The sequence below is a fragment of the Magnetospirillum fulvum MGU-K5 genome (assembly GCF_000442515.1).
Taxonomy (GTDB): Bacteria; Pseudomonadota; Alphaproteobacteria; order Rhodospirillales; family Magnetospirillaceae; genus Phaeospirillum; species Phaeospirillum fulvum_B.
Window position 1 is genome coordinate 1 of record NZ_AQPH01000027.1, and the last position, 21,173, is coordinate 21,173.

A 21,173-nucleotide genomic window follows, 5' to 3' on the forward strand; every position below is an offset into this window, starting at 1 on the left:
TCAACTTGCATGGGTGCGCGCTCCCATCACCAGTCCCCGTCGAGGTCTGGACGATTATTAAGAGTAAAGGTTGGGAAATGGGGGTCGCCGTCCGCTCGGGTGACGGCTGCCTCCGCCGGTGGGACCGGAGCGATCAGCGATGTGGATCGGGAAAGGGAGAGGGGAGCAGGAAGCTGACCCTGGCGCGACCGCATTCTGGCGGAGGGCGAAGTAAGAAGGATCAGCTTCTGGACTTGAGCATAGAAGTTACGAAGGGTGATCGAGACTTGTCCCGCACCGTTCAGCTCAATCCAGATTTGACGGATAGTGATGCCATCCTTAAGCCGCTCCGTGATGAGCGGCTTAAGTGCGATGACTTCGCGTTTCCCTTGACCCCAGCGATTTGCTCGCACACAATCCCCGCATCGTGATCGTTACGATCCGATTCGACAGGTTTGTGTTAACTAGCGTCACTGACTTGGCCGGTTGTATTGTCCCTCGCCGGGCGCTCGCCTCCGCTCGCTTGGCCGCCGCCGCAATGGCGGCTAGATACCGGCCAATGGATCCAAATCGCGGATTGGCCGGTATCATTTCATCGCCCCGACCTATTCGGTGGGAGGCGGGGAGTCGGAGGAGACCGGGCCTGTTTCGTCCGACGGCGCAGGCGGCGGCGCATCGGCGCGGGCGCGGCTCTGCGCCTTGCGTCGGGCCAGATTGGCCCGCAACGCTTCGGCCTGACGGGCCTGACGGGCGGACGATTCGCTCATGACCGAGCCCGACTTTGCGAAACCAGCCGGGCAAGGCAATCGAGCAGACTGCCCGCCGCGATCGGCTTGGACATGAAATCGTCGGCCCCGGCGGCCAGGGCCACATCGCGCCGTTCCAGACCTTCGTAGGCCGACAGCATCAGCACTGGCACCGCCGCGACAGGGGCGGCGGCGGCCCGAATCCAGCGGACCAGATCAAGACCGCTTTGGTCGCCGATATGCCAGTCCGAGATCACCAGACCGAAGCCACCGCGCGACAGAGCCGCCTCTGCCGCTTCAATGCCCTCCACCATCGTCACGTCGCAGACGCCGGTGGCTTCCAGGATCGTCGAGAGAATCTCGCGGAAATTGAGGTTGTCATCGACCACCAGAACCTTCAGCCGCCGCCAATCGACATTGGGTTCGCCATCGGGCAAGGGGGCACTGTCGACCAACGGCTCGACGCCCCCCGCCTCCAATGCTTCGCGATGGCCGATCAGACTAGTGCGATAGCCCATGTCCGAAGTGCAGATATGGTCGATCAGCCAGCGATTGAGGAAGGTCAGGCAATCGCGGGCGCAAACGCTGGTGTGATCGGCCTCGTAGCGGCGCTGGAGTTGCTCGACCTGCCCGACAAACCCGGCATGGGTCCGACGGTGCGAGTCGAGCGCGGGAAACCGCCCCGCCAACATCATCCGTTCCTCGCGGTCAAAATGGTTGGCGGCGTATTCCTCCAGCGACCGCAGCACGCTGCCGACCGCCGCATATTCCTCGGCATCCCCGATCGAACGATGCAGATGGTTGATGAGGCCGATCAGGATGCGGTGATCCGCATCCAGAATCGGAACCCCAACACTCATCATCTCGCTCCAGTGGATGCCGCTCATGCGTCCGCCTTAACGCTCCACTTGTGACACATCACGCACCGCGCCACGCGCCGCGCTGGTGGTCATCGCCGCATAGGCACGCAGTGCCGGGGACACCACCCGGTCGCGGTTCGCCGGTTTCCAGGCTCCCGTCCCCTTCGCCGCCCGCCGCGCCTCAAGCTCGGCATCCTCGACCTGAACGGCAATGCGCCGGTTGGGGATGTCGATCTCGATGATATCGCCGGACTGGACCAGCCCGATCGTGCCGCCTTCGGCCGCTTCGGGCGAAACGTGGCCGATCGACAGGCCCGACGTGCCGCCCGAGAAGCGTCCGTCGGTGATCAGGGCACAGACCTTGCCCAGCCCCATGCTCTTCAGATAGCTGGTGGGGTAAAGCATCTCCTGCATCCCCGGCCCGCCCTTCGGCCCTTCATAGCGAACGATCACGACATCGCCCGCCTTGACCTCGCCGCCGAGAATCTTGGCGACCGCCTCTTCCTGGCTTTCGCAGATCACCGCCGGGCCGGTGAAGGTCAGGTTCTTTTCGTCAACGCCCGCAGTCTTGACGATACAGCCATCGGCGGCCAGGTTGCCAAACAGCACCGCCAGCCCGCCATCCTTCGAAAAAGCGTGCTCGGCCGAACGGATCACGCCCTTGGCGCGGTCGGTATCAAGCGAGGCCCAGCGACGGTTCTGACCGAACGCCTGGGTGGTGCGGAACCCGCCCGGCGCGGCACGATAGAGGGTGTGCACCGCACGGTCTTCGCTGCGCAGGATGTCCCAACGCTCGATCGCGTCGCCCAGGCTGGCGGCATGAACGGTCGGGCAATCGCGCTGGATCAGACCGGCGCGGTCGAGTTCGCCCAGAATGCCGAAGATGCCCCCGGCGCGGTGAACGTCTTCGATATGAACGTCAGCAACGTTGGGAGCGACCTTGCACAGGCAGGGAACGCGACGGCTCAGCCCGTCGATGTCGGCCATGCCGAAATCGACCTCGGCCTCCTGCGCCGCCGCCAGCAGATGCAGCACGGTGTTGGTCGAGCCGCCCATCGCGATGTCGAGCGTCATCGCGTTTTCGAACGCGGCCTTGGTCGCGATCGAGCGGGGCAGAACGCTGGCATCGTCCTGCTCGTACCAGCGCTTGCACAGATCGACGATACGGCGGCCGGACTCAAGGAACAGCTCCTTGCGGTCGGCATGGGTGGCGACGATGGTGCCGTTGCCGGGCAGGCCAAGACCCAGCGCCTCGATCAGACAGTTCATCGAATTGGCGGTGAACATCCCCGAGCAGGAGCCGCAGGTCGGGCAGCTGCCGCGCTCGTAGGCCATCGCGTCTTCGTCCGAGACCGAAGCATCGGCCCCCTTGATCATCGCGTCGATCAGGTCGACGGCGTGAGTCTTGCCGCCCACCGTGACCTTGCCCGCTTCCATCGGCCCGCCCGAGACGAAGATGGTCGGGATGTTGAGGCGCAGACTGGCCATCAGCATACCGGGAGTGATCTTGTCGCAGTTCGAGATGCAGACCAGCGCGTCGGCACAGTGGGCGTTGGCCATGTACTCGACCGAATCCGCGATCAGATCGCGCGACGGCAGCGAATACAGCATCCCGGAATGGCCCATCGCGATCCCGTCATCGATGGCGATGGTATCGAATTCCTTGGCGACGCCGCCCGCCTTTTCGATCTCGCGCGCCACCATCTGCCCCAGATCCTTCAGGTGAACGTGACCGGGCACGAACTGGGTGAAGGAATTGACCACGGCGATGATCGGCTTACCGAAATCCTCATCGGTCATTCCGGTGGCACGCCACAGGCCACGGGCACCCGACATATTGCGGCCATGGGTGGAGGTGCGGGAACGATAGACAGGCATGACAGTACGATCCTTTCACGGGAGCCGGGCGGCTCCATCGTCGAGCCGCCCGGATTTGTAAGTCAGATTACGTCGCTCAGGCGCGCAACTCTTCAGGATTCTCGATCCCCAGGCGGCGAGCTTCGGCGTCGAACGCCTCGCGATAGAGCGGAAAGGCACCGGTCTTGGTGATCGGCTCGCCAGTACGGGCATGAGTGAAGGTTTCCCGCGCCAGCAGCGGATGCGCCGCCTTGTTGGGGCAGGCATCGCCCTCGGCGATCAGCGCCTTCAATTGCGCGGTCAGACCGGCAACGTGACAGGCTTCCAGATCGGCGTCGGCGTGCATCTCTTCCAACTCGGCGCGCAACGTATCCACCTCGGCACGCAAGGCGGCAAGCTCGGCTCTCAGCTCGGCGCGTTCGATGGCGGCTTCCATATCGTCCATAATCTTCAAGCTCCAAGAAGGTCGGGAAGGTCGCCCAGGGACGTGAGCACGGCGTCCGGGCCGGTGGGAAGCCGCTCCTGCGGCGCACCCGCCCGGTTCACCCAGGCGACCTTGAATCCAAATGAGGCGGAACCGGCAACATCCCAGCCATTGCCGGACACAAAACAGATTTCGCCGGGGGTAACACCAAAGTGATCGACCGCCAGCGCGTAAACCGAGGGATGGGGCTTGTAGCGGCCGACCGCCTCGACCGACAGCACCGCGTCCAGCCGGTCGCCCACACCGGCGGACGCAACCGCCGCCTCCAGCATCGGGGCGGAGCCGTTCGACAAGATCGCGGTCTTCAACCCGGCGGCGCGCAGCCGGTCCAGCATCGCGGGAACCTCGGGATAAGCGGTCGGGGTCAGCCACGCCCCCATCATCCGCTCGCGCAAGGCCGGATCGTCCAGCCCAAAGCTCGCCAGCGCGTAATCGAGCGCGTCGCCGGTCACCTCCCAGAAATCGGCGTGCCGCCCCATCAGGGTCCGCAGCCAGCTATATTCGAGCTGCTTGCGCCGCCACAAATCCATCACCGGAACGGTCTTGTCGCCCAGCGCGTCGGCAAAGCCGCGCGAGAGATCGCCCAGATTGAGCAAGGTGCCATAGGCATCGAACACACAGGCGCGGACCGAGGCGAACGCGGGATGAGCCATCATGGGGACGCCTCCGAGTCAGTGCGGCGCGACCAGCGCCTCAAATCGGATTCCAGGGTCGGACCGGCGGTCTGCCCCAGACGACGACGATAGACCGCGACGCTTTCCATCACCCGCTGGACGTAATTGCGGGTTTCGCCGAACGGAATCATTTCGATCCAGTCGATGACATCGATGTTGGGATCGCGCGGATCGCCATTTTCACGAATCCACCGCCGCGCCCGCCCCGGCCCGGCATTGTAGGACGCCAGCGCCAGCATGTACGACCCATCGAACGAATTGATCAAATTTTCAAGATAGGCCGAGCCCAGGCGGATATTGACCGAGGGATTGTCCAGCAGATCGGGATGGAATTTGACGTTATTGGCCCGCGCCACCCGTGCCGCCGTGGTGGGAAGAAGCTGCATCAGCCCACGTGCCCCGGCCTGCGACACCACTTCAGGCATGAAGCCGCTTTCCTGACGGATCAGCGCCAGCACCAGAGCCTTTTCCGGGGTGACGTCATCGGGAGCAAAGCGCGGCACCGGCCACCCCGCCTCGACCAGGGTGACGCCGTCGCGGTCGGAACGGCGCGCCACCAGCAGGGCAAGATCGTTGCGGCCCTTGCGACTGGCCAGCCGCGCCACCAGAACCCGCTCGCCCGGGGTCTGGACGGTATCGTTGAGACGGATGAAGAACGAGCGCAGCAACTCGTCTTCGCCGAGATCGAGTAGCATCCGCGCCGCCGCGACGGTATCGCGGCTGTTGAAACGGGTGACGTCCTCTTCGGTCGGCTGGGGATCGTCGGGCAGCGGCCAGTGATGGTCGCCCAGCCGCGATTCCGCCAACTGACCGTAAAACGTGGTGGGATAACGGGCGGCACGGGTGAACCAGTCCCGCGCCCGGAGATCGCCGACGCTTTCATAGCCGCGTCCGGCCCAATAGGCCGCGCGGGCCCGCGCGATCGGATGGCTGGCCCATTCGTGAAGGCGGATGAAGTGATTGAGCGCGGTCTCGCGGTCGTCGAGGAACCGCAGCGCGATCCAGCCGGCGAGGAATTCGGCATCGACATAAGCCGTTCCGCCCTCCAGCTCGTGATCGGCGGCGGTCTGATAGGCCCGCGACACCAATCCCTTTTGCAAGGCGCGTCGGGCCAGAATCGCCCGTTCCTGCCACCACAGATCGGGGCGAACCTTGTTGCGCGAGGGATGGGTTAAGAGGTCGATCGCCTCTTCATCCATATCGTGCTGACGCCGCCAGCGCACCCGTTCGTAGATCAGGCCGGGATCGTCGCGCAGCGAGGGCGGCACCGCCGCCACCAGCGGCTCGGGCGCGCCTTTGCCCGATTGCAGGGCCAGACGGGCATTGGCAACGGCACGATGGGCCGGATCGACCTTGCTCAGCATCCGCTGTGCCGACGCCTCCTGGCGGTCCCACAGCAGGCGATCAAGACGGCGCCAGTGATCCTCGGGCCGCAATTGCTCGCCGAACACCATCAGGAACTGCCGCTCCTGCTGGGCACCAAAGCTCTGATCGGCCCAGGTCTGGCGGATCACCGACAACGCCTGCTCGGCACGGCCCACCGCGACAAGGGCGCGGGCATAGGCCATGCCCCCGTCGGCGGTGGTGGGCGGATGCGCGTCGAACCAGCGGATCACCTCGGCATTGGGCGTCGCGGCGGTGATCGCCGCCTCGGCCTTGCGGGTGATCTGCGACAAGAGCGGCCAGTCGGGATTGGCGGCGACAAACGACGACAGGCTGCGGAAATCGGCATCGGTCCCGCCGGAAGCGTAATCGACCCAGGTGACCAGCCGGGTCAGCACCGGATCACGGGCTTGACGCGCCAGCCGCAACGCTTCGTCAAGATTGTCCTTTTTCGCCGCCGCCACCGCTTGGCGGGCGATGGCGTACTCGCCCGGCGACATTTCGGCCGCCGCGAGAGGCAAACCGGCGGCAAGGCCGACGGCAATCAGCAGGGCGGCAAGAGAGGGGTTCACGGCAGACCTTGACCAGACATTCCGGTGGGGGGCGTATTCTAAGGGCGCGAGGCCCAAGGTTTCAAGCCGAAGCGCCCGACAATGCCGAGTTTAAGGGCGTGCTCCCGGCGTAAAAGCCCTTCTGCCCGAAGGGGACCCCCCCTTCCGTCAGAGGCAACCATCCGCAACAATATTGCGAATCGGTTGGGGTTTATGTAAGGGACTTGCTTTGTTGCAACCGCGTTGACTATTCTGCCGACCCTTGCGACCCTCGCCTGATTCCGGGCGTCGTCGCGCGGACAGGCTGTGCAAACAAACGGGACAAGAAATGACAGAGAGGGCTTTGATCACGGTCGACGGCAACGAGGCTTGCGCGTCGGTAGCTTACCGGGTCAGCGAGGTGGCGGCGATCTATCCGATCACCCCGTCTTCGACAATGGGCGAACTGTCTGACCAATGGGCAGCCGAGGGCCGCAAAAATATCTGGGGCCAGATCCCGGAAGTTGCCGAGATGGAGCACGAAGGCGGCGCCGCTGGCGCGGTCCACGGTGCGTTGCAGGCGGGCGCGTTGTCGACCACCTTCACCGCCAGTCAGGGCCTGCTCCTGATGATCCCGAACATGTATAAGATCGCCGGTGAGCTGACGAGCTTCTGCATGCACGTCACCGCCCGCACCCTGGCGACCCACGCCTTGTCGATCTTCGGCGATCATTCCGACGTGATGGCCTGTCGTCAGACCGGGTTCGCGATGCTGGCCTCGGGCTCGGTTCAGGAAGCCCACGATCTCGCCGCGATCGCCCATGCCTCGACCCTGCTGTCGCGGGTTCCGTTCCTGCATTATTTCGACGGCTTCCGCACCTCGCATGAAGTGTCGAAGATCGAGGAACTGACCGACGAAGACCTGCTCGGTCTGCTGGATGCCGACGCGATCGCCGATTACCGCGCCCGCGCCTTGTCGCCCGATCATCCGACCATCCGCGGCACGTCGCAGAATCCCGACACCTTCTTCCAGATGCAGGAAGCCCGCAACGGCTGGTACACCGCCTGCCCCGGCATCGTCCAGGCGCAGATGGACCGCTTTGCCGCTCTGACCGGCCGGGCCTATCGTCTGTTCGATTATTACGGCCACCCCGAGGCCGAACGCGTGATCGTGCTGATGGGCTCCGGTGCCGAGACCGCGCACGAAACCGTCGCCGCGTTGGCCGCCAAGGGCGAAAAGGTCGGCGTGCTGAAGGTTCGGCTGTTCCGTCCCTTCTCGGTCGATTCGTTCGTTTCGGCGCTGCCGCCCTCGACCCGCGCGATCGCCGTGCTCGACCGCACCAAGGAACTGGGCGCGATCGGCGAGCCGCTGTACCTCGACGTCGTTGCCGCCCTGCACGAAGCCAAGGCCTCGGGCCAGCGCGCCACCGGCGCCGCCGACCCGGTGGTGATCGGCGGCCGTTACGGTCTGGCCTCGAAGGAATTCACCCCGGCGATGGTCAAGGCGGTGTTCGACGAACTCGCCAAGGCGTCGCCGAAGCCGCACTTCACCGTCGGCATCAATGACGACGTGACCCACCTGTCGCTGCCGATCGATCCCGATTTCCGCATCGAGCAGCCCCGCGTCAAGCGTGCGGTGTTCTTCGGTCTGGGCGCTGACGGCACCGTCGGTGCCAACAAGAACTCGATCAAGATCATTGCCGAAAATGCCGGGTTCCAGGGCCAGGGCTACTTCGTCTACGATTCGAAGAAGTCGGGCGCGATCACGATCTCGCACCTGCGTTTCAGCCCCGATCCGATCCAGTCGGCCTACCTGCTCGATCAGGCTGATTTCGTCGCCTGTCACCACTTTGTCTTCCTCGACAAGTATGACGTGCTGACCTATGCCGCGCCGGGTGCCACCTTCCTGCTCAACTCGCCCTACGACAAGGACGAGGTGTGGGACCACCTCCCCCGCGAGGTGCAGGAAGAGATCATCGCGAAGAATCTCAAGCTGCATGTGATCGATGCCCGCAAGGTGGCGCTGGCCGCCGGGATGGGCAATCGCATCAACACCATCATGCAGACCTGCTTCTTTGCCCTGTCCGGGGTGTTGCCGCGCGACGAAGCGATCGGCCACATCAAGGACGCGATCAAGAAGACCTACGGCCGCAAGTCCGAAAAGCTGGTCGCCAAGAACTACGCCGCCGTCGATGGCACCCTGGAGAACCTCCAGTCGGTCACCATCCCCGGACACGTCACCGCCAACCGCACCCGTCCGCCGCTGGTTCCCAACGATTCGCCCGATTTCGTCAAGCGGGTCACCGCGATGATGCTGGCGAACCAGGGCGATCTGCTGCCGGTGTCGTGCTTCCCGGTTGACGGCGTGTGGCCGACCGGCACCGCTCGTTTCGAACGGCGCAACATCGCCGCCGAAATCCCGGTGTGGGACGATGCGCCCTGCATCCAGTGCAACAAGTGCGCGATGGTCTGCCCCCATGCCGCGATCCGCGCCAAGGTGGTCGAGCCAGCGGCTATCGCCAACGCTCCGGCCAGCCTGAAGCACGCCGAATATCGTGGCGGCGAGTTCAAGGGCCAGACCTACCTGCTTCAGGTCGCGCCCGAGGATTGCACCGGCTGCACCCTCTGCGTCCAGGTCTGCCCCGGCAAGGACAAGAAGGACCCGTCCCGCCGTGCCCTGCGGATGGAAGACAAGACCCCGCTGCTGGAAGCCGAAGTGGCGAATTGGGATTACTTCCTGACCCTGCCCGAAGTCGACAAGGCCAAGCTGGGGGCTCCCACCGTCAAGACCGCGCAGCTGCTCCAGCCGCTGTTCGAGTTCTCGGGTGCCTGCCTCGGCTGCGGCGAGACCCCGTATCTGAAGCTGATGTCCCAGTTGTGGGGCGACCGGCTGATGATCGCCAACGCCACCGGCTGCTCGTCGATCTATGGCGGCAACCTGCCCACCACCCCCTATACCAAGAACGCCGAAGGGCGCGGTCCGGCCTGGGCCAACTCGCTGTTCGAGGACAATGCCGAATTCGGTTTCGGCTTCCGTCTCGCCCTCGACAGCCACAAGGAACATGCCAAGCTGCTGCTTTCCGCCCTGGCGCTGGAAGGTAAGCTGCCCGAGCGGCTGGTCACCGAGATCGCCCACGCCGTTCAGGACACCGAAGTTGCCGTCGCCGAACAGCGCGTCCGCATCGAGGAACTGCGCCGCATCCTGTCCGGTCTCAACGATGAAAAGGCCCGCCGCCTCGAACAGGTCGCCGATTATCTGGCGGAAAAGGTGGTCTGGATCGTCGGTGGCGACGGATGGGCCTATGACATCGGTTATGGTGGCCTCGATCACATCTTCGCCTCGGGCCGCAACATCAACATCCTGGTGATGGATACCGAGGTTTATTCCAACACCGGCGGCCAGCAATCGAAGGCCACCCCGATCGGGGCCTCGGCCAAGTTCGCCACCGCCGGCAAGTCGCTGCCGAAGAAAGACCTCGGCATGATGGCGATGGCTTATGGGGACGTTTACGTCGCCAATGTCGCCTTCGGTGCCCGTGACGTGCAGACCGTGCGCGCCTTCCAGGATGCCGTCGCTTATCCCGGCGTCTCCCTGATCGTCGCCTACTCGCACTGCATCGCCCACGGCTACGACCTGTCGCACGGCCTCGACCAGCAGAAGATGGCGGTCGAGAGCGGATACTGGCCGCTGTTCCGTTGGGACCCGCGCAAGTTCGGCAGCGACGAGAACCCGCTGACCCTCGATTCGAAGGATCCGTCCACCAACCTCGCCGACTTCATGAAGGGCGAGGCCCGGTTCCAGATGGTCGAGCGTGCCGACCCCGAGCGGTACAAGGGGCTGGTCCACAACGCCGAAGACGCGATCAAGCGCCGCTTCGCCCTGCTGCGCCGCTTCGCCGGCCTGCCCGAAGCGCCGACCGGTCGCGACGCCGCCGAGTAATCGGTAAGTCTTAAAACGGAAACCCCCTCTTCCAGCGATGGAAGAGGGGGTTTTTGTTAGGTCAGTGCGGATCGGCGGGACGGACCCGCCGCCAGTCCGAGGCTCAGCCTTCGGCGTACCAGCGGGCGAAAAACGTCTCGTCGCCTTCTTCGCGGACACCCATCGTCGGGCGGCCGTCGCCATCGATCAGGCCCATCTCCGCCAGCCACCGCACCACTTTGCGGAAATGAGCGACGTTGTGGAGACTGGCGCCGCCTTCCATCCAGTTCTGCTCAAGGAAGGCCAGTACGGCGGGATGGCCCAGTTCGGCTTCCCACAGAATGCCGAGCAGCGAACACAGCCCTTCCTCGACATCGCGTTCGGGCAGGAACAGGCTCTGCACCGCGTCGGCTTCTTCCTTGCGGCCGGTCTCGGGACCGGCACCCAGGCCGAAATCATAGACCTTGCGCCGGGCCGGGGCGGCCAATTGGTAATGGCCGACCTCGTGGACCAGCACGCTGGGCTCGATCCGGATCGCGACCGAATGGCCGTCCCAGGTGAAATGATCGGACGGGGCCATGTCGAGAATGCCAAAACCGAAGCGACGGCACAGATCGACCGCCTGGGCCAATTGGTCGGGATCGGTCGAGAGAGTCAGCAGGTCGCCGGTGGGACGCTGCGCGGTGACGCGGGCGAAGACCCGACAGGAGAGGGGATCGTCGGCCAGGGCGCGATTGAAATCGGCGGCGAGGCGGTCGAGGGTGGCGTGATCGAGCGGAGTGAGAATCATAGCGGGCTTTTACCCGAACCACGCCCCCCGATCCAGCCGGAACACCGATGGCGGAATCCGCCTCACCCCGTCGCCGCTCTTGACCGGAATCGGGGCGGGGTCTAAACGGGGCGTCTCGCTCATCCCGCTTTCGTCAAGGAACAGACTCAGATCATGGACAGGATCCGCATTATCGGCGGCACGCCGCTTCGGGGAGCGATCACCATCGGTGGGGCAAAGAACGCCGCCTTGACGTTGATGCCGGCCTGTCTGCTGACCGACGAAACCCTGTCACTGTCGAATCTGCCTCATCTGGTCGATATCACCACGATGGCCAATTTGCTGGCCCAGCATGGGGTCGAGATGCTGCTGAACGGCGCTTCGGCCGATGGCGGCCATACCGGCCGGGTGCTCGACCTCACCGCCGCGACGATCAGCAACACCACCGCGCCCTATGATCTGGTGCGCAAGATGCGGGCCAGCGTGCTGGTGCTGGGTCCGCTGCTGGCGCGGGCGGGTCAGGCCCGGGTCTCGCTGCCGGGCGGCTGCGCCATCGGGACCCGTCCGGTCGATCTGCACCTCAAGGCGCTGGAGCAGATGGGGGCCAAGATCGCGCTGGAAGGCGGCTATATCGTCGCCAGCGTCGAAGGACGGCTGAAGGGCGCCAATATCGTCTTCCCCCAAGTCACCGTCGGCGGCACCGAGAACATCATGATGGCCGCGACCCTGGCGGTGGGCGAGACGGTGATCTCGAACGCCGCCCGCGAACCCGAAGTCGCCGATCTGGCCCATTGCCTGGTGGCGATGGGGGCGAAGATCGAGGGCATCGGCAGCAGCATCTTGCGGATCCAAGGTGTGGATCGGCTGCATGGCGCGACCTACTCGGTGGTGCCGGACCGGATCGAGACCGGCTCTTATGCCATCGCCGCCGCGATCACCCGGGGCGATATCGAACTGGTGGGCGCGCGGCCCGATCTGATGGACGCGGTGACCAAGGTTCTGGTCGAGGCGGGCGTGCTGGTCGAGCCGACCGCGCGCGGAATGAGAGTCTGCGCTGAAGGCCGCGAAATTCGCGGCGTTGACATCATGACCGAGCCCTATCCCGGCTTTCCCACCGACATGCAGGCCCAATTGATGGCGTTGATGGCCACCGCCAGCGGCGCATCGATGATGACCGAAACGATTTTCGAAAACCGCTTCATGCACGTCCCCGAGATGACCCGGATGGGGGCGCGGATCAACGTGCATGGCGCGTCGGCGATCGTCCGCGGCGTCCCCCGCCTGTCGGGTGCCGAGGTGATGGCGACCGACCTGCGCGCCTCGGTCTCGCTGATCCTGGCCGCGCTGGCGGCCGAGGGCGAGACCATCGTCAACCGGGTCTATCACCTCGACCGTGGCTATGAGCGGGTCGAAGAAAAGCTGGCCGCTTGCGGGGCCCATATCGAACGTCTGAAGGGGAGCGCCGCCGAATAGCGGCGGTGCGTGCGGCGGACGGCCTTCCCGCCGCACCTCCCGCGTCATGGCCGTGCCTGACCCTGACACGGCCATCGCTTCGGGACTATGCATTTCCGCAGCCTGTGGCCCTCCCCCTGCCCTTCGGGACCGGCCAAATGATACCGATCGGTCACTTTTTGGTCGATATGACCAAGGAGGGGTTGCGAGGCCGCTGACGGCTCGGGCATCGTGCGATGATGGTCCCCTCCACTCCCCCCGATTCGTCCGCCCGCACCCGCGAAGGCGTCTTTTTCGCTCTGGCCTGCTATGGCTCGTGGGGCTTGTTCCCCGCGTTCTGGAAGCTCGTGGCAACCGTGCCGCCCGCCGAAGTTCTCGCCCACCGCATTTTGTGGTCGCTGCTGTTCGTTGTCGTCCTGATCTGGCGCGAACGCCGTTTCGACGAATTGCGGATTCTGGTGAGTTCGAAGCGGCGCCTGCTGGTGCTGACCGCCTCGACCCTGTGCATCAGCCTGAACTGGCTGGTGTTCATCGCGGCGGTGTCCGGCGGTAACATCCTCCAAGCCAGCATGGGCTATTTCCTCAATCCGCTGGTCAATGTCGCGCTGGGCGTCCTGGTGCTGAAGGAACGACTGCGGCCGCTGCAATGGCTGGCCGTCGCTCTGGCGGTCGCAGGCGTGGCCGAGCCGGTCCTGGCCGGTGATCAGCCGCCCTGGGTCGCGATTCTGCTGGCGGCATCGTTCGGCATCTATGGCCTGTTGCGCAAGCAGCTCCCGGCGGTCGCACCGCTGACCGGGCTGACGATCGAAACCGGATTGATGGCTCCGCTGGCGCTGGCCTATCTGGTCTGGCGGGCGACGGCAGGAGACCCGCTGTTCGGCGGTTCGCCCGAATTGGCGGCGGCGCTGATCGCGGGCGGGCCGGTCACCGCCTTCCCCCTGCTGTGGTTCGCCGCCGCCGCGCTCCGGCTGCGTTATGCCACCTTAGGCTTCTTTCAGTACCTCGCGCCGACCGGCCATTTCCTGTTGGCAATCTTCGTCTTCGGCGAGATGCCGGGCCCGCACACGATGGTCACCTTCGCCTGCATCTGGGGGTCCATCGCCCTGTATTCACTGGAAAGTTGGCGGCATCACACGCGCCGCGTCACACAGTCTTAACCTTATGTTGTGTGCAAAAGCCTGGGGATAACATAAATATTGATCGGCGGGGACGATCCGTCATAGGATGGCCCCCGCCGGGGCTTGGACCCGGCCCCCCACCACACGAAGGAAAAGCCATGCGGGTCCAGCGACACTTCACCCGAGCCGGCCAGTCGGCCTATGCGGGGATCGACTTCCGCACGGCATCGAGCGAGATCCGTAACCCCGACGGATCGGTGGTGTTCTCCGCCGCCGACATCGAAATCCCGGCGGCGTGGTCGCAGGTGGCCAGCGACGTTCTGGCCCAGAAATATTTCCGCAAGGCCGGTGTTCCGGCGGCGACCCGCCCGGTCGCCGAGGACGGCGTGCCGGGCTGGCTGTCCCGCTCCGAGCCCGATCCTGTCGCGCTGGCAGCGCTGCCCGAGGCCGAGCGCTTCGTCGGTGAGCGCACCGCCCGTCAGGTGTTCGACCGGCTGGCCGGAACCTGGACCTATTGGGGCTGGAAAGGCGGCTATTTCGATACCGAGGACGACGCGCTGGCCTTCCGCGACGAACTCGCCCACATGCTGGCCCGCCAGATGGCCGCGCCGAACTCGCCGCAATGGTTCAATACCGGGCTGCATTGGGCCTATGGCATCGACGGGCCGGGTCAGGGCCATTCCTATGTCGATTACCGCACCGGGGAGTTGGTGCAATCTGACTCGGCCTACGAACATCCCCAGCCCCACGCCTGCTTCATCCAGTCGATCGCCGACGATCTGGTCAATGACGGCGGCATCATGGATCTGTGGGTGCGCGAAGCCCGGTTGTTCAAATACGGCTCGGGCACCGGCACCAACTTCTCCCGCCTGCGCGGCGAAGGGGAAAAGCTGTCGGGCGGCGGGCGCTCGTCGGGGCTGATGAGCTTCTTAAAGATCGGCGACCGTGCCGCCGGAGCGATAAAGTCGGGCGGCACCACCCGGCGCGCGGCCAAGATGGTGGTGGTCGATGTCGATCACCCCGACATCGAATCCTTCATCGCCTGGAAAGTGCGCGAAGAGCAGAAGGTCGCCGCGCTGGTCGCCGGGTCGCGTCTGGCCGCCCGCCACCTGACCGAGGTGATGCAGGCCTGCCGCGCCGACGGAGCGGTCAAGGACGATGCCCGCTTCGACCCCAAGCGCAACGCCAAGTTGAAGGCGGCGATCCTGGCCGCGCGGCGGTCGGAAATCCCCGAGAATTATATCCAGCGGGTAATCCAGTTCGCCCGCCAGGGCTATTCGAAGATGGATTTCCCGGTGATGGACACCGACTGGGATTCCGAAGCCTATCTGACCGTGTCCGGCCAGAATTCGAACAATTCGGTCCGGGTCGATAACGCCTTCCTGACCGCCGTCACCGAAGATGCCGATTGGGCGCTGACCCATCGCACCACCGGCAAGGTGATCCGCTCGCTGAAGGCACGCGATTTGTGGGAGCAGATCGGCGAAGCCGCCTGGGCCTGCGCCGATCCCGGCATCCAGTTCGACACCACGATCAACGAGTGGCACACCTGCCCGGACTCAGGCCGGATCAACGCGTCGAATCCGTGCTCGGAATACATGTTCCTCGACGACACCGCCTGTAACCTCGCCTCGCTGAACCTGCTGTGCTTCCGTGGTCCCGACGGCAAGTTCGATATCGAGGGCTTCCGTCACGCGGTGCGGCTGTGGACGATGGTGCTGGAAGTCTCGGTGCTGATGGCCCAGTTCCCCAGCGATCGCATCGCCGAACTGTCCTATCGCTTCCGCACCCTGGGCCTTGGCTACGCCAATGTCGGCGGCCTGCTGATGGCTGACGGCATCCCCTATGACAGCGAGCATGGCCGCGCCCTGATTGCCGCGATCACCGCGCTGATGACCGGCGAATCCTATGCCACCTCGGCCGACATGGCCGAAGCGTTGGGCGCGTTCGCCGACTTCCCGCAAAACCGCGATTCGATGCTGCGGGTGATCCGCAACCATCGCCGCGCCGCCCATGGCCTGGGCAGTGGCTACGAAGGCCTGTCGGTGCCGCCGGTGCCGCTGGATGCCGCCAATTGCCCCGACGCCACCCTGGTTGCCGCCGCCCGCCGCGCCTGGGATGTTGCGCTGGAGAAGGGCCAGCGGTTCGGCTTCCGCAATGCCCAGGTCTCGGTGATCGCGCCGACCGGCACGATCGGTCTGGTGATGGATTGCGACACCACCGGAATCGAGCCCGATTTCGCCCTGGTCAAGTTCAAGAAGCTGGCCGGTGGCGGCTATTTCAAGATTATCAACCGGATGGTGCCCGAGGCGCTGCGCACCCTGGGCTATGGCGAGAGCGACATCGCCGAAATCGTCCGCCACGCTGTCGGCCATGCGACGCTGACCAACGCGCCGTTCATCAATCACGAGAGCCTGGCCGCCAAGGGCTTTGACGCCGCCACCCTGGCGACGCTGGAATCCAAGCTGGAATCCGCCTTCGACATCAAGTTCGTCTTCAACAAGTTCGGCCTGGGCGAAGAGTTTTGCACCAAGACGCTCGGTATCCCGGCGGCGAAGCTGGACGATCCCGGCTTTGACCTGCTGGGCTGGCTGGGCTTCCCCCGCGAGCAGATCGAGGCCGCCAACCTTCACGTCACCGGGGCGATGACGCTGGAAGGCGCGCCGTTCCTGAAGCCCGAGCATCTGGCGGTGTTCGATTGCGCCAGCCCGTGCGGCCGCACCGGCACCCGCCTGCTGTCGGTCGAAGCCCATATCCGGATGATGGCCGCCGCTCAATCCTTCATCACCGGCGCGATCTCGAAGACGATCAACATGCCCAACTCGGCGACGGTCGAGGAATGCAAGGAGGCCTATCTGCTGTCGTGGCGGCTGGGGGTGAAGGCCAACGCGCTCTATCGCGACGGCTCGAAACTGAGCCAGCCGCTCCAGGCCGCCCTGCTCGACGATGGCGGCGATCTGGCCGAGGCGATTGCCGACGCCCCGGCGGCGACGCGGGCCGGGATCGCCGCCGAAAAGCTGGTCGAACGTCTGGTCAGCCGCCGGACCAAGCTGCCCGACCGCCGCAAGGGCTATACCCAAAAGGCGATGGTCGGCGGGCACAAGGTCTATCTGCGCACTGGCGAATACGAAGACGGCCGCCTCGGCGAAATCTTCATCGACATGCATAAGGAAGGCGCCGCCTTCCGCGCGATGATGAACAATTTCGCGATCGCGATCTCGGTCGGCCTGCAATATGGCGTGCCGCTGGAAGAGTTCGTCGAAGCCTTCACCTTCACCCGGTTCGAACCGTCGGGGATGGTCGAAGGCAACGAGACGATCAAGATGTCGTCCTCGATCCTTGATTACATCTTCCGCGAACTGGCGATCTCGTATCTTGGCCGCAACGATCTCGCCCATGTTGAACCGGCCGATCTGACCCCCGACACGGTCGGACGCGGTGCCGCCGAAGGTCAGCTCGACCCCCGCGCTTCGGCCCGTCAGCTTGAGGTGGTCAAGCGGGTCGCCTCGACCGGCTATGTCCGTTCGAAGTTCCCCAAGCGGGCGGTTCAAACCGCGCTGACCGCCGATGCCAGCGGGGAAATGCTGCTGGCTCCGCCCGCATTGGCGCTGACCGCCGACGAGGATGCTGACGCGTTGCTGGAACAGTTCGACGCCCGCGCCGAGCAAATCCGCACCGCCCGGATGAAGGGCTATGAAGGCGACGCCTGCCCCGAATGCGGCAACTTCACCCTGGTCCGCAACGGCACCTGCCTGAAATGCGACACCTGCGGCGGCACCACTGGGTGCAGCTGATCCAGCAAGTATAACTATGTCGCGCACCATAGTTTGGCCGGTGCGCGGCATAGCATGGCCCGAACGAAGCGAGAGCGTGCCGCAGCCGATTTTGAGGGACCGTTCTTTCCTCTCTTGGGTCCCTCAATGCAACGGGCCGCCTCTCATCAACAGGACCTGGGAAGATTACGCCGTAACGGAAAGTCCCATTCTCGTTTTCAACTCGTTCCGCCAGGAATCGTCGGTGACCCCGAGCTCTGCTTTTAGACTTTTCATTTCAGCGTCGATTTTTTTGCTTTCAGCGTCAAATTGTTTGATTTCATTGTCAAATTGTTTGATTTCAGCGTCAATTTCGCTGTATCGCTTGGCGCGTTCCGCATCAATACCTACACCTTGTGTGCGTATTTTATTTATCTCCGCAACGATCGATTCGTGTTCTTCAGGGGTGGGAACCCCTTCCTTTCGCCGAGTGATCGTCCCATCGCCCCCAATATTGTATTGGAATCCCTCTGCCATCAAAATATAGGTTGCCTCTTTTGGCGGAGGAAAGGCAAAATGTCCACCTTCGCGGGCATTTTGGCGGGCCAGTTCCCACACCCGCTTTGCCTCGGCACCGGTAACAGACTGTATCCGCTCAGGAGACAGAGCCGCACGTTTTTTAAGAAATTCATAGTGTTTCCGGTCACGATCGGCCAATCTATCAATATTATTCCTCTCCCATTCAAGCTTATTCTTCTCCCCCTCAAGCCTACCCTTCTCCCCTTCAAGCTTAAACTTCTCCCCTTTAAGTCTCATCAAATCCGAAAGCTTGGACATCCGCTTTATTTCTTCATCGCCCGGGATCGTGGGAACAAGGGTGCCAAAGGCGGCAAGGGAAGCGGCGTCAAGCTTCACAAGCTTTTTTCGCGCAATATCCGACGAACCATTGTCCGAAGAGGTGCTGCCGTCGCTGGTGGCCGCCTTGCGTTGGTCCGCAAGCTGCGCGGCGAAGTCGATGAGGGAGTTGGCGGAGCTGGGGATTGAGTCGACCATGGTATTCTCCATTGATTGGGATCGCGTTCTGCGTCACCACCAAAGCGTGCTCCAAAATCAGGGAGCAAATCTATACGTATTTTTTCGTATTGGTTGTTGCTTGGAGAGGGTGTCGGCTTCGCCAAGGGGCGATTGTTGCCGAAGACAATTTTTGGGGTGTCGATTATCCGTTCACCGATCCATCGGAACGGTGGGTCCAGGGCAGCGCCAGCGTCGCAACGATGGCATAACCGCCGCCCGGTTGCCTGGGGAAAGAGGGAATTGACCCGGACGGGCTGCGGGAGGTTACACTCGTCGGATATCGGAGGCGTGGATCATGGGCCAGCTTGATTTTTCGGCACTCGACACCATGACCGAGGCCGAGGAATGCCGTTTCATGGCCGCCTTCACTCAGGCGCTGGCGAACGATTCCAGCGATGTCGCCAAGGAGCATCTGGCCTCCGGTCGACCGATATATTTCGGGGATGATCGTTTCCCCGACGCAGCGGTCATGCGGGGAAGGTGGTGGCAGTTTGCCGTCATCACGGACCGCTGGGCGGGGTGACCGGGCGGCAGATCGCCTTGGCCACATCAGAGATGCGGCATTCGGTCACGCTGTCCCACACCCGTAAAATCAGCCAGGTCGAGCCGTCGCGGTAATCCAGGATCAGGTTCTGGAACGCCCCGCCGCGATAGACCGGCGACTTTGTGATGTCCCGAAACACCAGCAATGGACAGGCGCGCACCCGGTCGCAGATCGCCACGGATTCCAGGCTGATCATCAATGTGCGGCCCGACCGCGCCACCCGCACCGTGACCGGCCGCCCGGCCGCTTCGGCCTCGCTGAACAGTTCGGGAGCCCATTTATGCGCCGCCTTCAACTCGGCGGTGGTGGGCGGGAACGCGGTCTCGACAAAAATACGGCTGCCGACTTTCTCTTCTGCGGCAACGGGACCGGCGGCTGCGGCCACCAGGGCAAGACAGACCAGAACAAAGCGCTTCGATATCGTCATTTCTTCGTTCGCTGTCCCCGTTTCGACGCAATTCCTTAACCGGGTTGGGATATCCTACCCTACCCACCTTTGTTATGGTGGGGCGAAATTCGATTTGAAGAATAGGGACTATCGATGCGACGGAACAGGAATGCCAAGGTTATTGCCACACTGGGACCGGCGTCATCGACACCACAGGCGATCGAAAGCCTGTTCGTTGCCGGTGCCGACGTGTTCCGCCTCAATTTCAGCCATGGCAGTCATGCCGACCATCGGGAGCGCATCAACATCATCCGCGCGCTTGAGGAGAAGGTTCGGCGTCCAATCGCCGTCCTCGCCGATCTTCAGGGGCCGAAGCTACGGGTCGGCGATTTCGTCAATGGCCGGGTACGGATCGAAACCGGCGCGTCCTTCCGCCTCGATATGAACCCGGAAAAGGGAACGGTCGAGCGCGCCCCCCTGCTCCACCCCGAAGTGTTCGCGGCCCTCAGCGCCGGGAGCGAGCTGCTGCTCGACGATGGCCGCCTCCGCCTGCGGGTCGAGCATCACGGCGACGATTTCGCGATGACGCGGGTGTTGGTCGGTGGCGAATTGTCGAACCACAAGGGCGTCAATGTCCCCAACGTGATGCTGCCGATCTCGCCCTTGACGCCGAAAGATCTGCGCGACCTCGAATTCGCGGTCGAACATGGCGCCGATTGGATCGCGCTTAGCTTCGTCCAGCGCCCGGGCGACGTCGCCGAAGCCCGCCGTCTGGTGTCGGCCCATGTCGGTTCGCGGGTGCGGCTGCTGTCGAAGCTGGAAAAGCCGTCGGCGATCGAGCATCTCGACGACATCATTGAACTCTCGGACGCAGTGATGGTGGCGCGCGGCGACCTCGGGGTCGAATGCCCGCCCGAGACCGTGCCGATCCTGCAAAAGCGAATCCTGCGCGCCTGCCGTCAGGCGGGAAAGCCGGTGGTGGTCGCGACCCAGATGCTGGATTCGATGATCCACTCCCCCTCGCCGACCCGCGCCGAAGCGTCGGACGTCGCCACCGCGATCTATGACGGAGCCGACGCGGTGATGCTGTCGGCCGAAACCGCGTCCGGCGAATTCCCGGTCGAAGCGGTGACGATGATGAACCGCATCATCAAGCAGGTCGAACAGGACGAACATTACGCGGTGATCGCCGCCGCCTCGCGCCTGGAACCCGACCCGACCTCCCGCGACGCAATCAGCGCCGCCGCCCGTCAGGTCGCCCACACGATCAAGGCCGCCGCGATCGTTACCTTTACCTCGTCGGGCTCGACCACGCTGCGGGTAGCCCGCGAACGGCCGGAACAGCCGATTCTGTCGGTGACCTCGGATATCGAAGTGGCGCGTCAGTTGGCCCTGGTGTGGGGAGCCCATTCGATCATGGCCAAGGACGTCCGCAGCTTCACCGAAATGGTGCAAAAGGCGATCGACGTCACCCAAAGCGAGGATTTCGCCGCTCCGGGCGACCGGGTGGTGATCGCAGCCGGGGTTCCGTTCGGTCTGTCCGGCACCACCAACATGTTGAGGGTGGCCGAAATCGAACCGTTACCGGCGACTTAAGACGTCGTAAATCCGCGTCGGCAAGAACGATAAAAAAGGCCCCTCTCC

Annotated in this window: 15 protein-coding genes; 6 read left to right on the forward strand and 9 right to left on the reverse strand. The window is 64.0% G+C overall.

Features of this window, described 5'->3' with window-relative positions:
* Nucleotides 1-584: 584 nt before the first annotated feature.
* The 6 genes from K678_RS19030 to K678_RS08675 all read right to left on the reverse strand — a co-directional run bounded on the left by K678_RS19030 (nt 585) and on the right by K678_RS08675 (nt 6,555).
* Nucleotides 585-746: a hypothetical protein gene (locus tag K678_RS19030; protein ID WP_196802559.1), complete on the reverse strand. Its 162-nt coding sequence runs from the start codon at nt 744-746 to the stop codon at nt 585-587.
* The gene (locus tag K678_RS08655; protein WP_021132082.1) at nt 743-1,612 is read right to left on the reverse strand and encodes a bacteriohemerythrin; all 870 of its coding nucleotides are present in this window, start codon (nt 1,610-1,612) and stop codon (nt 743-745) included. The genes K678_RS19030 and K678_RS08655 overlap by 4 nt, the downstream gene beginning before the upstream one ends.
* Before the next feature lie 9 nt (nt 1,613-1,621).
* Nucleotides 1,622-3,463, reverse strand: coding sequence for a dihydroxy-acid dehydratase (gene ilvD / locus K678_RS08660; protein WP_021132083.1), 1,842 nt, complete (start codon nt 3,461-3,463; stop codon nt 1,622-1,624).
* Between the two features lie 76 nt (nt 3,464-3,539).
* Nucleotides 3,540-3,887 carry a hypothetical protein gene (locus K678_RS08665; protein WP_021132084.1) on the reverse strand — a complete coding sequence of 116 codons (348 nt, stop codon included), beginning with the start codon at nt 3,885-3,887 and terminating at the stop codon, nt 3,540-3,542.
* A 5-nt stretch (nt 3,888-3,892) separates the two neighbouring features.
* Nucleotides 3,893-4,582, reverse strand: a complete 690-nt coding sequence (locus tag K678_RS08670) for a haloacid dehalogenase type II (RefSeq protein WP_051185880.1) — start codon at nt 4,580-4,582, stop codon at nt 3,893-3,895.
* Nucleotides 4,579-6,555 carry a lytic transglycosylase domain-containing protein gene (locus K678_RS08675; RefSeq protein WP_021132086.1) on the reverse strand — a complete coding sequence of 659 codons (1,977 nt, stop codon included), beginning with the start codon at nt 6,553-6,555 and terminating at the stop codon, nt 4,579-4,581. The genes K678_RS08670 and K678_RS08675 overlap by 4 nt, the downstream gene beginning before the upstream one ends.
* A 307-nt stretch (nt 6,556-6,862) precedes the next feature.
* On the opposite strand from K678_RS08675, the gene nifJ reads away from it, so the two are divergent.
* The gene (gene nifJ, locus K678_RS08680; RefSeq protein WP_039852568.1) at nt 6,863-10,453 is read left to right on the forward strand and encodes a pyruvate:ferredoxin (flavodoxin) oxidoreductase; all 3,591 of its coding nucleotides are present in this window, start codon (nt 6,863-6,865) and stop codon (nt 10,451-10,453) included.
* Between the two features lie 103 nt (nt 10,454-10,556).
* Here the strand turns inward: nifJ and K678_RS08685 are convergent, their stop codons facing one another.
* Nucleotides 10,557-11,222 (reverse strand): hypothetical protein, encoded by a 666-nt coding sequence (locus K678_RS08685; protein ID WP_021132088.1) that lies wholly within the window; start codon nt 11,220-11,222, stop codon nt 10,557-10,559.
* Nucleotides 11,223-11,375: 153 nt separating this feature from the next.
* On the opposite strand from K678_RS08685, the gene murA reads away from it, so the two are divergent.
* The 3 genes from murA (at nt 11,376) to K678_RS08700 (ending at nt 17,565) form a co-directional block, all read left to right on the forward strand.
* Nucleotides 11,376-12,674: a UDP-N-acetylglucosamine 1-carboxyvinyltransferase gene (gene murA / locus K678_RS08690; protein WP_021132089.1), complete on the forward strand. Its 1,299-nt coding sequence runs from the start codon at nt 11,376-11,378 to the stop codon at nt 12,672-12,674.
* 215 nt (nt 12,675-12,889) lie between these two features.
* A complete protein-coding gene (rarD, locus tag K678_RS08695) occupies nt 12,890-13,810 on the forward strand; it encodes an EamA family transporter RarD (protein WP_021132090.1) in 921 nt (306 codons plus the stop codon).
* A 119-nt stretch (nt 13,811-13,929) separates the two neighbouring features.
* Nucleotides 13,930-17,565, forward strand: a complete 3,636-nt coding sequence (locus K678_RS08700; protein WP_021132091.1) for a vitamin B12-dependent ribonucleotide reductase — start codon at nt 13,930-13,932, stop codon at nt 17,563-17,565.
* 165 nt (nt 17,566-17,730) lie between these two features.
* Here the strand turns inward: K678_RS08700 and K678_RS08705 are convergent, their stop codons facing one another.
* Nucleotides 17,731-18,576 (reverse strand): hypothetical protein, encoded by an 846-nt coding sequence (locus tag K678_RS08705; protein ID WP_021132092.1) that lies wholly within the window; start codon nt 18,574-18,576, stop codon nt 17,731-17,733.
* A gap of 316 nt (nt 18,577-18,892) precedes the next feature.
* Here K678_RS08705 and K678_RS08715 point away from each other — a divergent pair, with 316 nt between their 5' ends.
* Nucleotides 18,893-19,120: a hypothetical protein gene (locus K678_RS08715; RefSeq protein ID WP_021132093.1), complete on the forward strand. Its 228-nt coding sequence runs from the start codon at nt 18,893-18,895 to the stop codon at nt 19,118-19,120.
* Here K678_RS08715 and K678_RS08720 read toward each other — a convergent pair.
* Nucleotides 19,098-19,568, reverse strand: coding sequence for a hypothetical protein (locus K678_RS08720; RefSeq protein WP_021132094.1), 471 nt, complete (start codon nt 19,566-19,568; stop codon nt 19,098-19,100). The genes K678_RS08715 and K678_RS08720 overlap by 23 nt on opposite strands.
* 114 nt (nt 19,569-19,682) lie before the next feature.
* Here K678_RS08720 and pyk point away from each other — a divergent pair, with 114 nt between their 5' ends.
* Entirely contained in the window at nt 19,683-21,125 is a 1,443-nt protein-coding gene (gene pyk, locus K678_RS08725) for a pyruvate kinase (protein ID WP_021132095.1), read from the forward strand.
* The last annotated feature ends 48 nt before the right edge of the window (nt 21,126-21,173 follow it).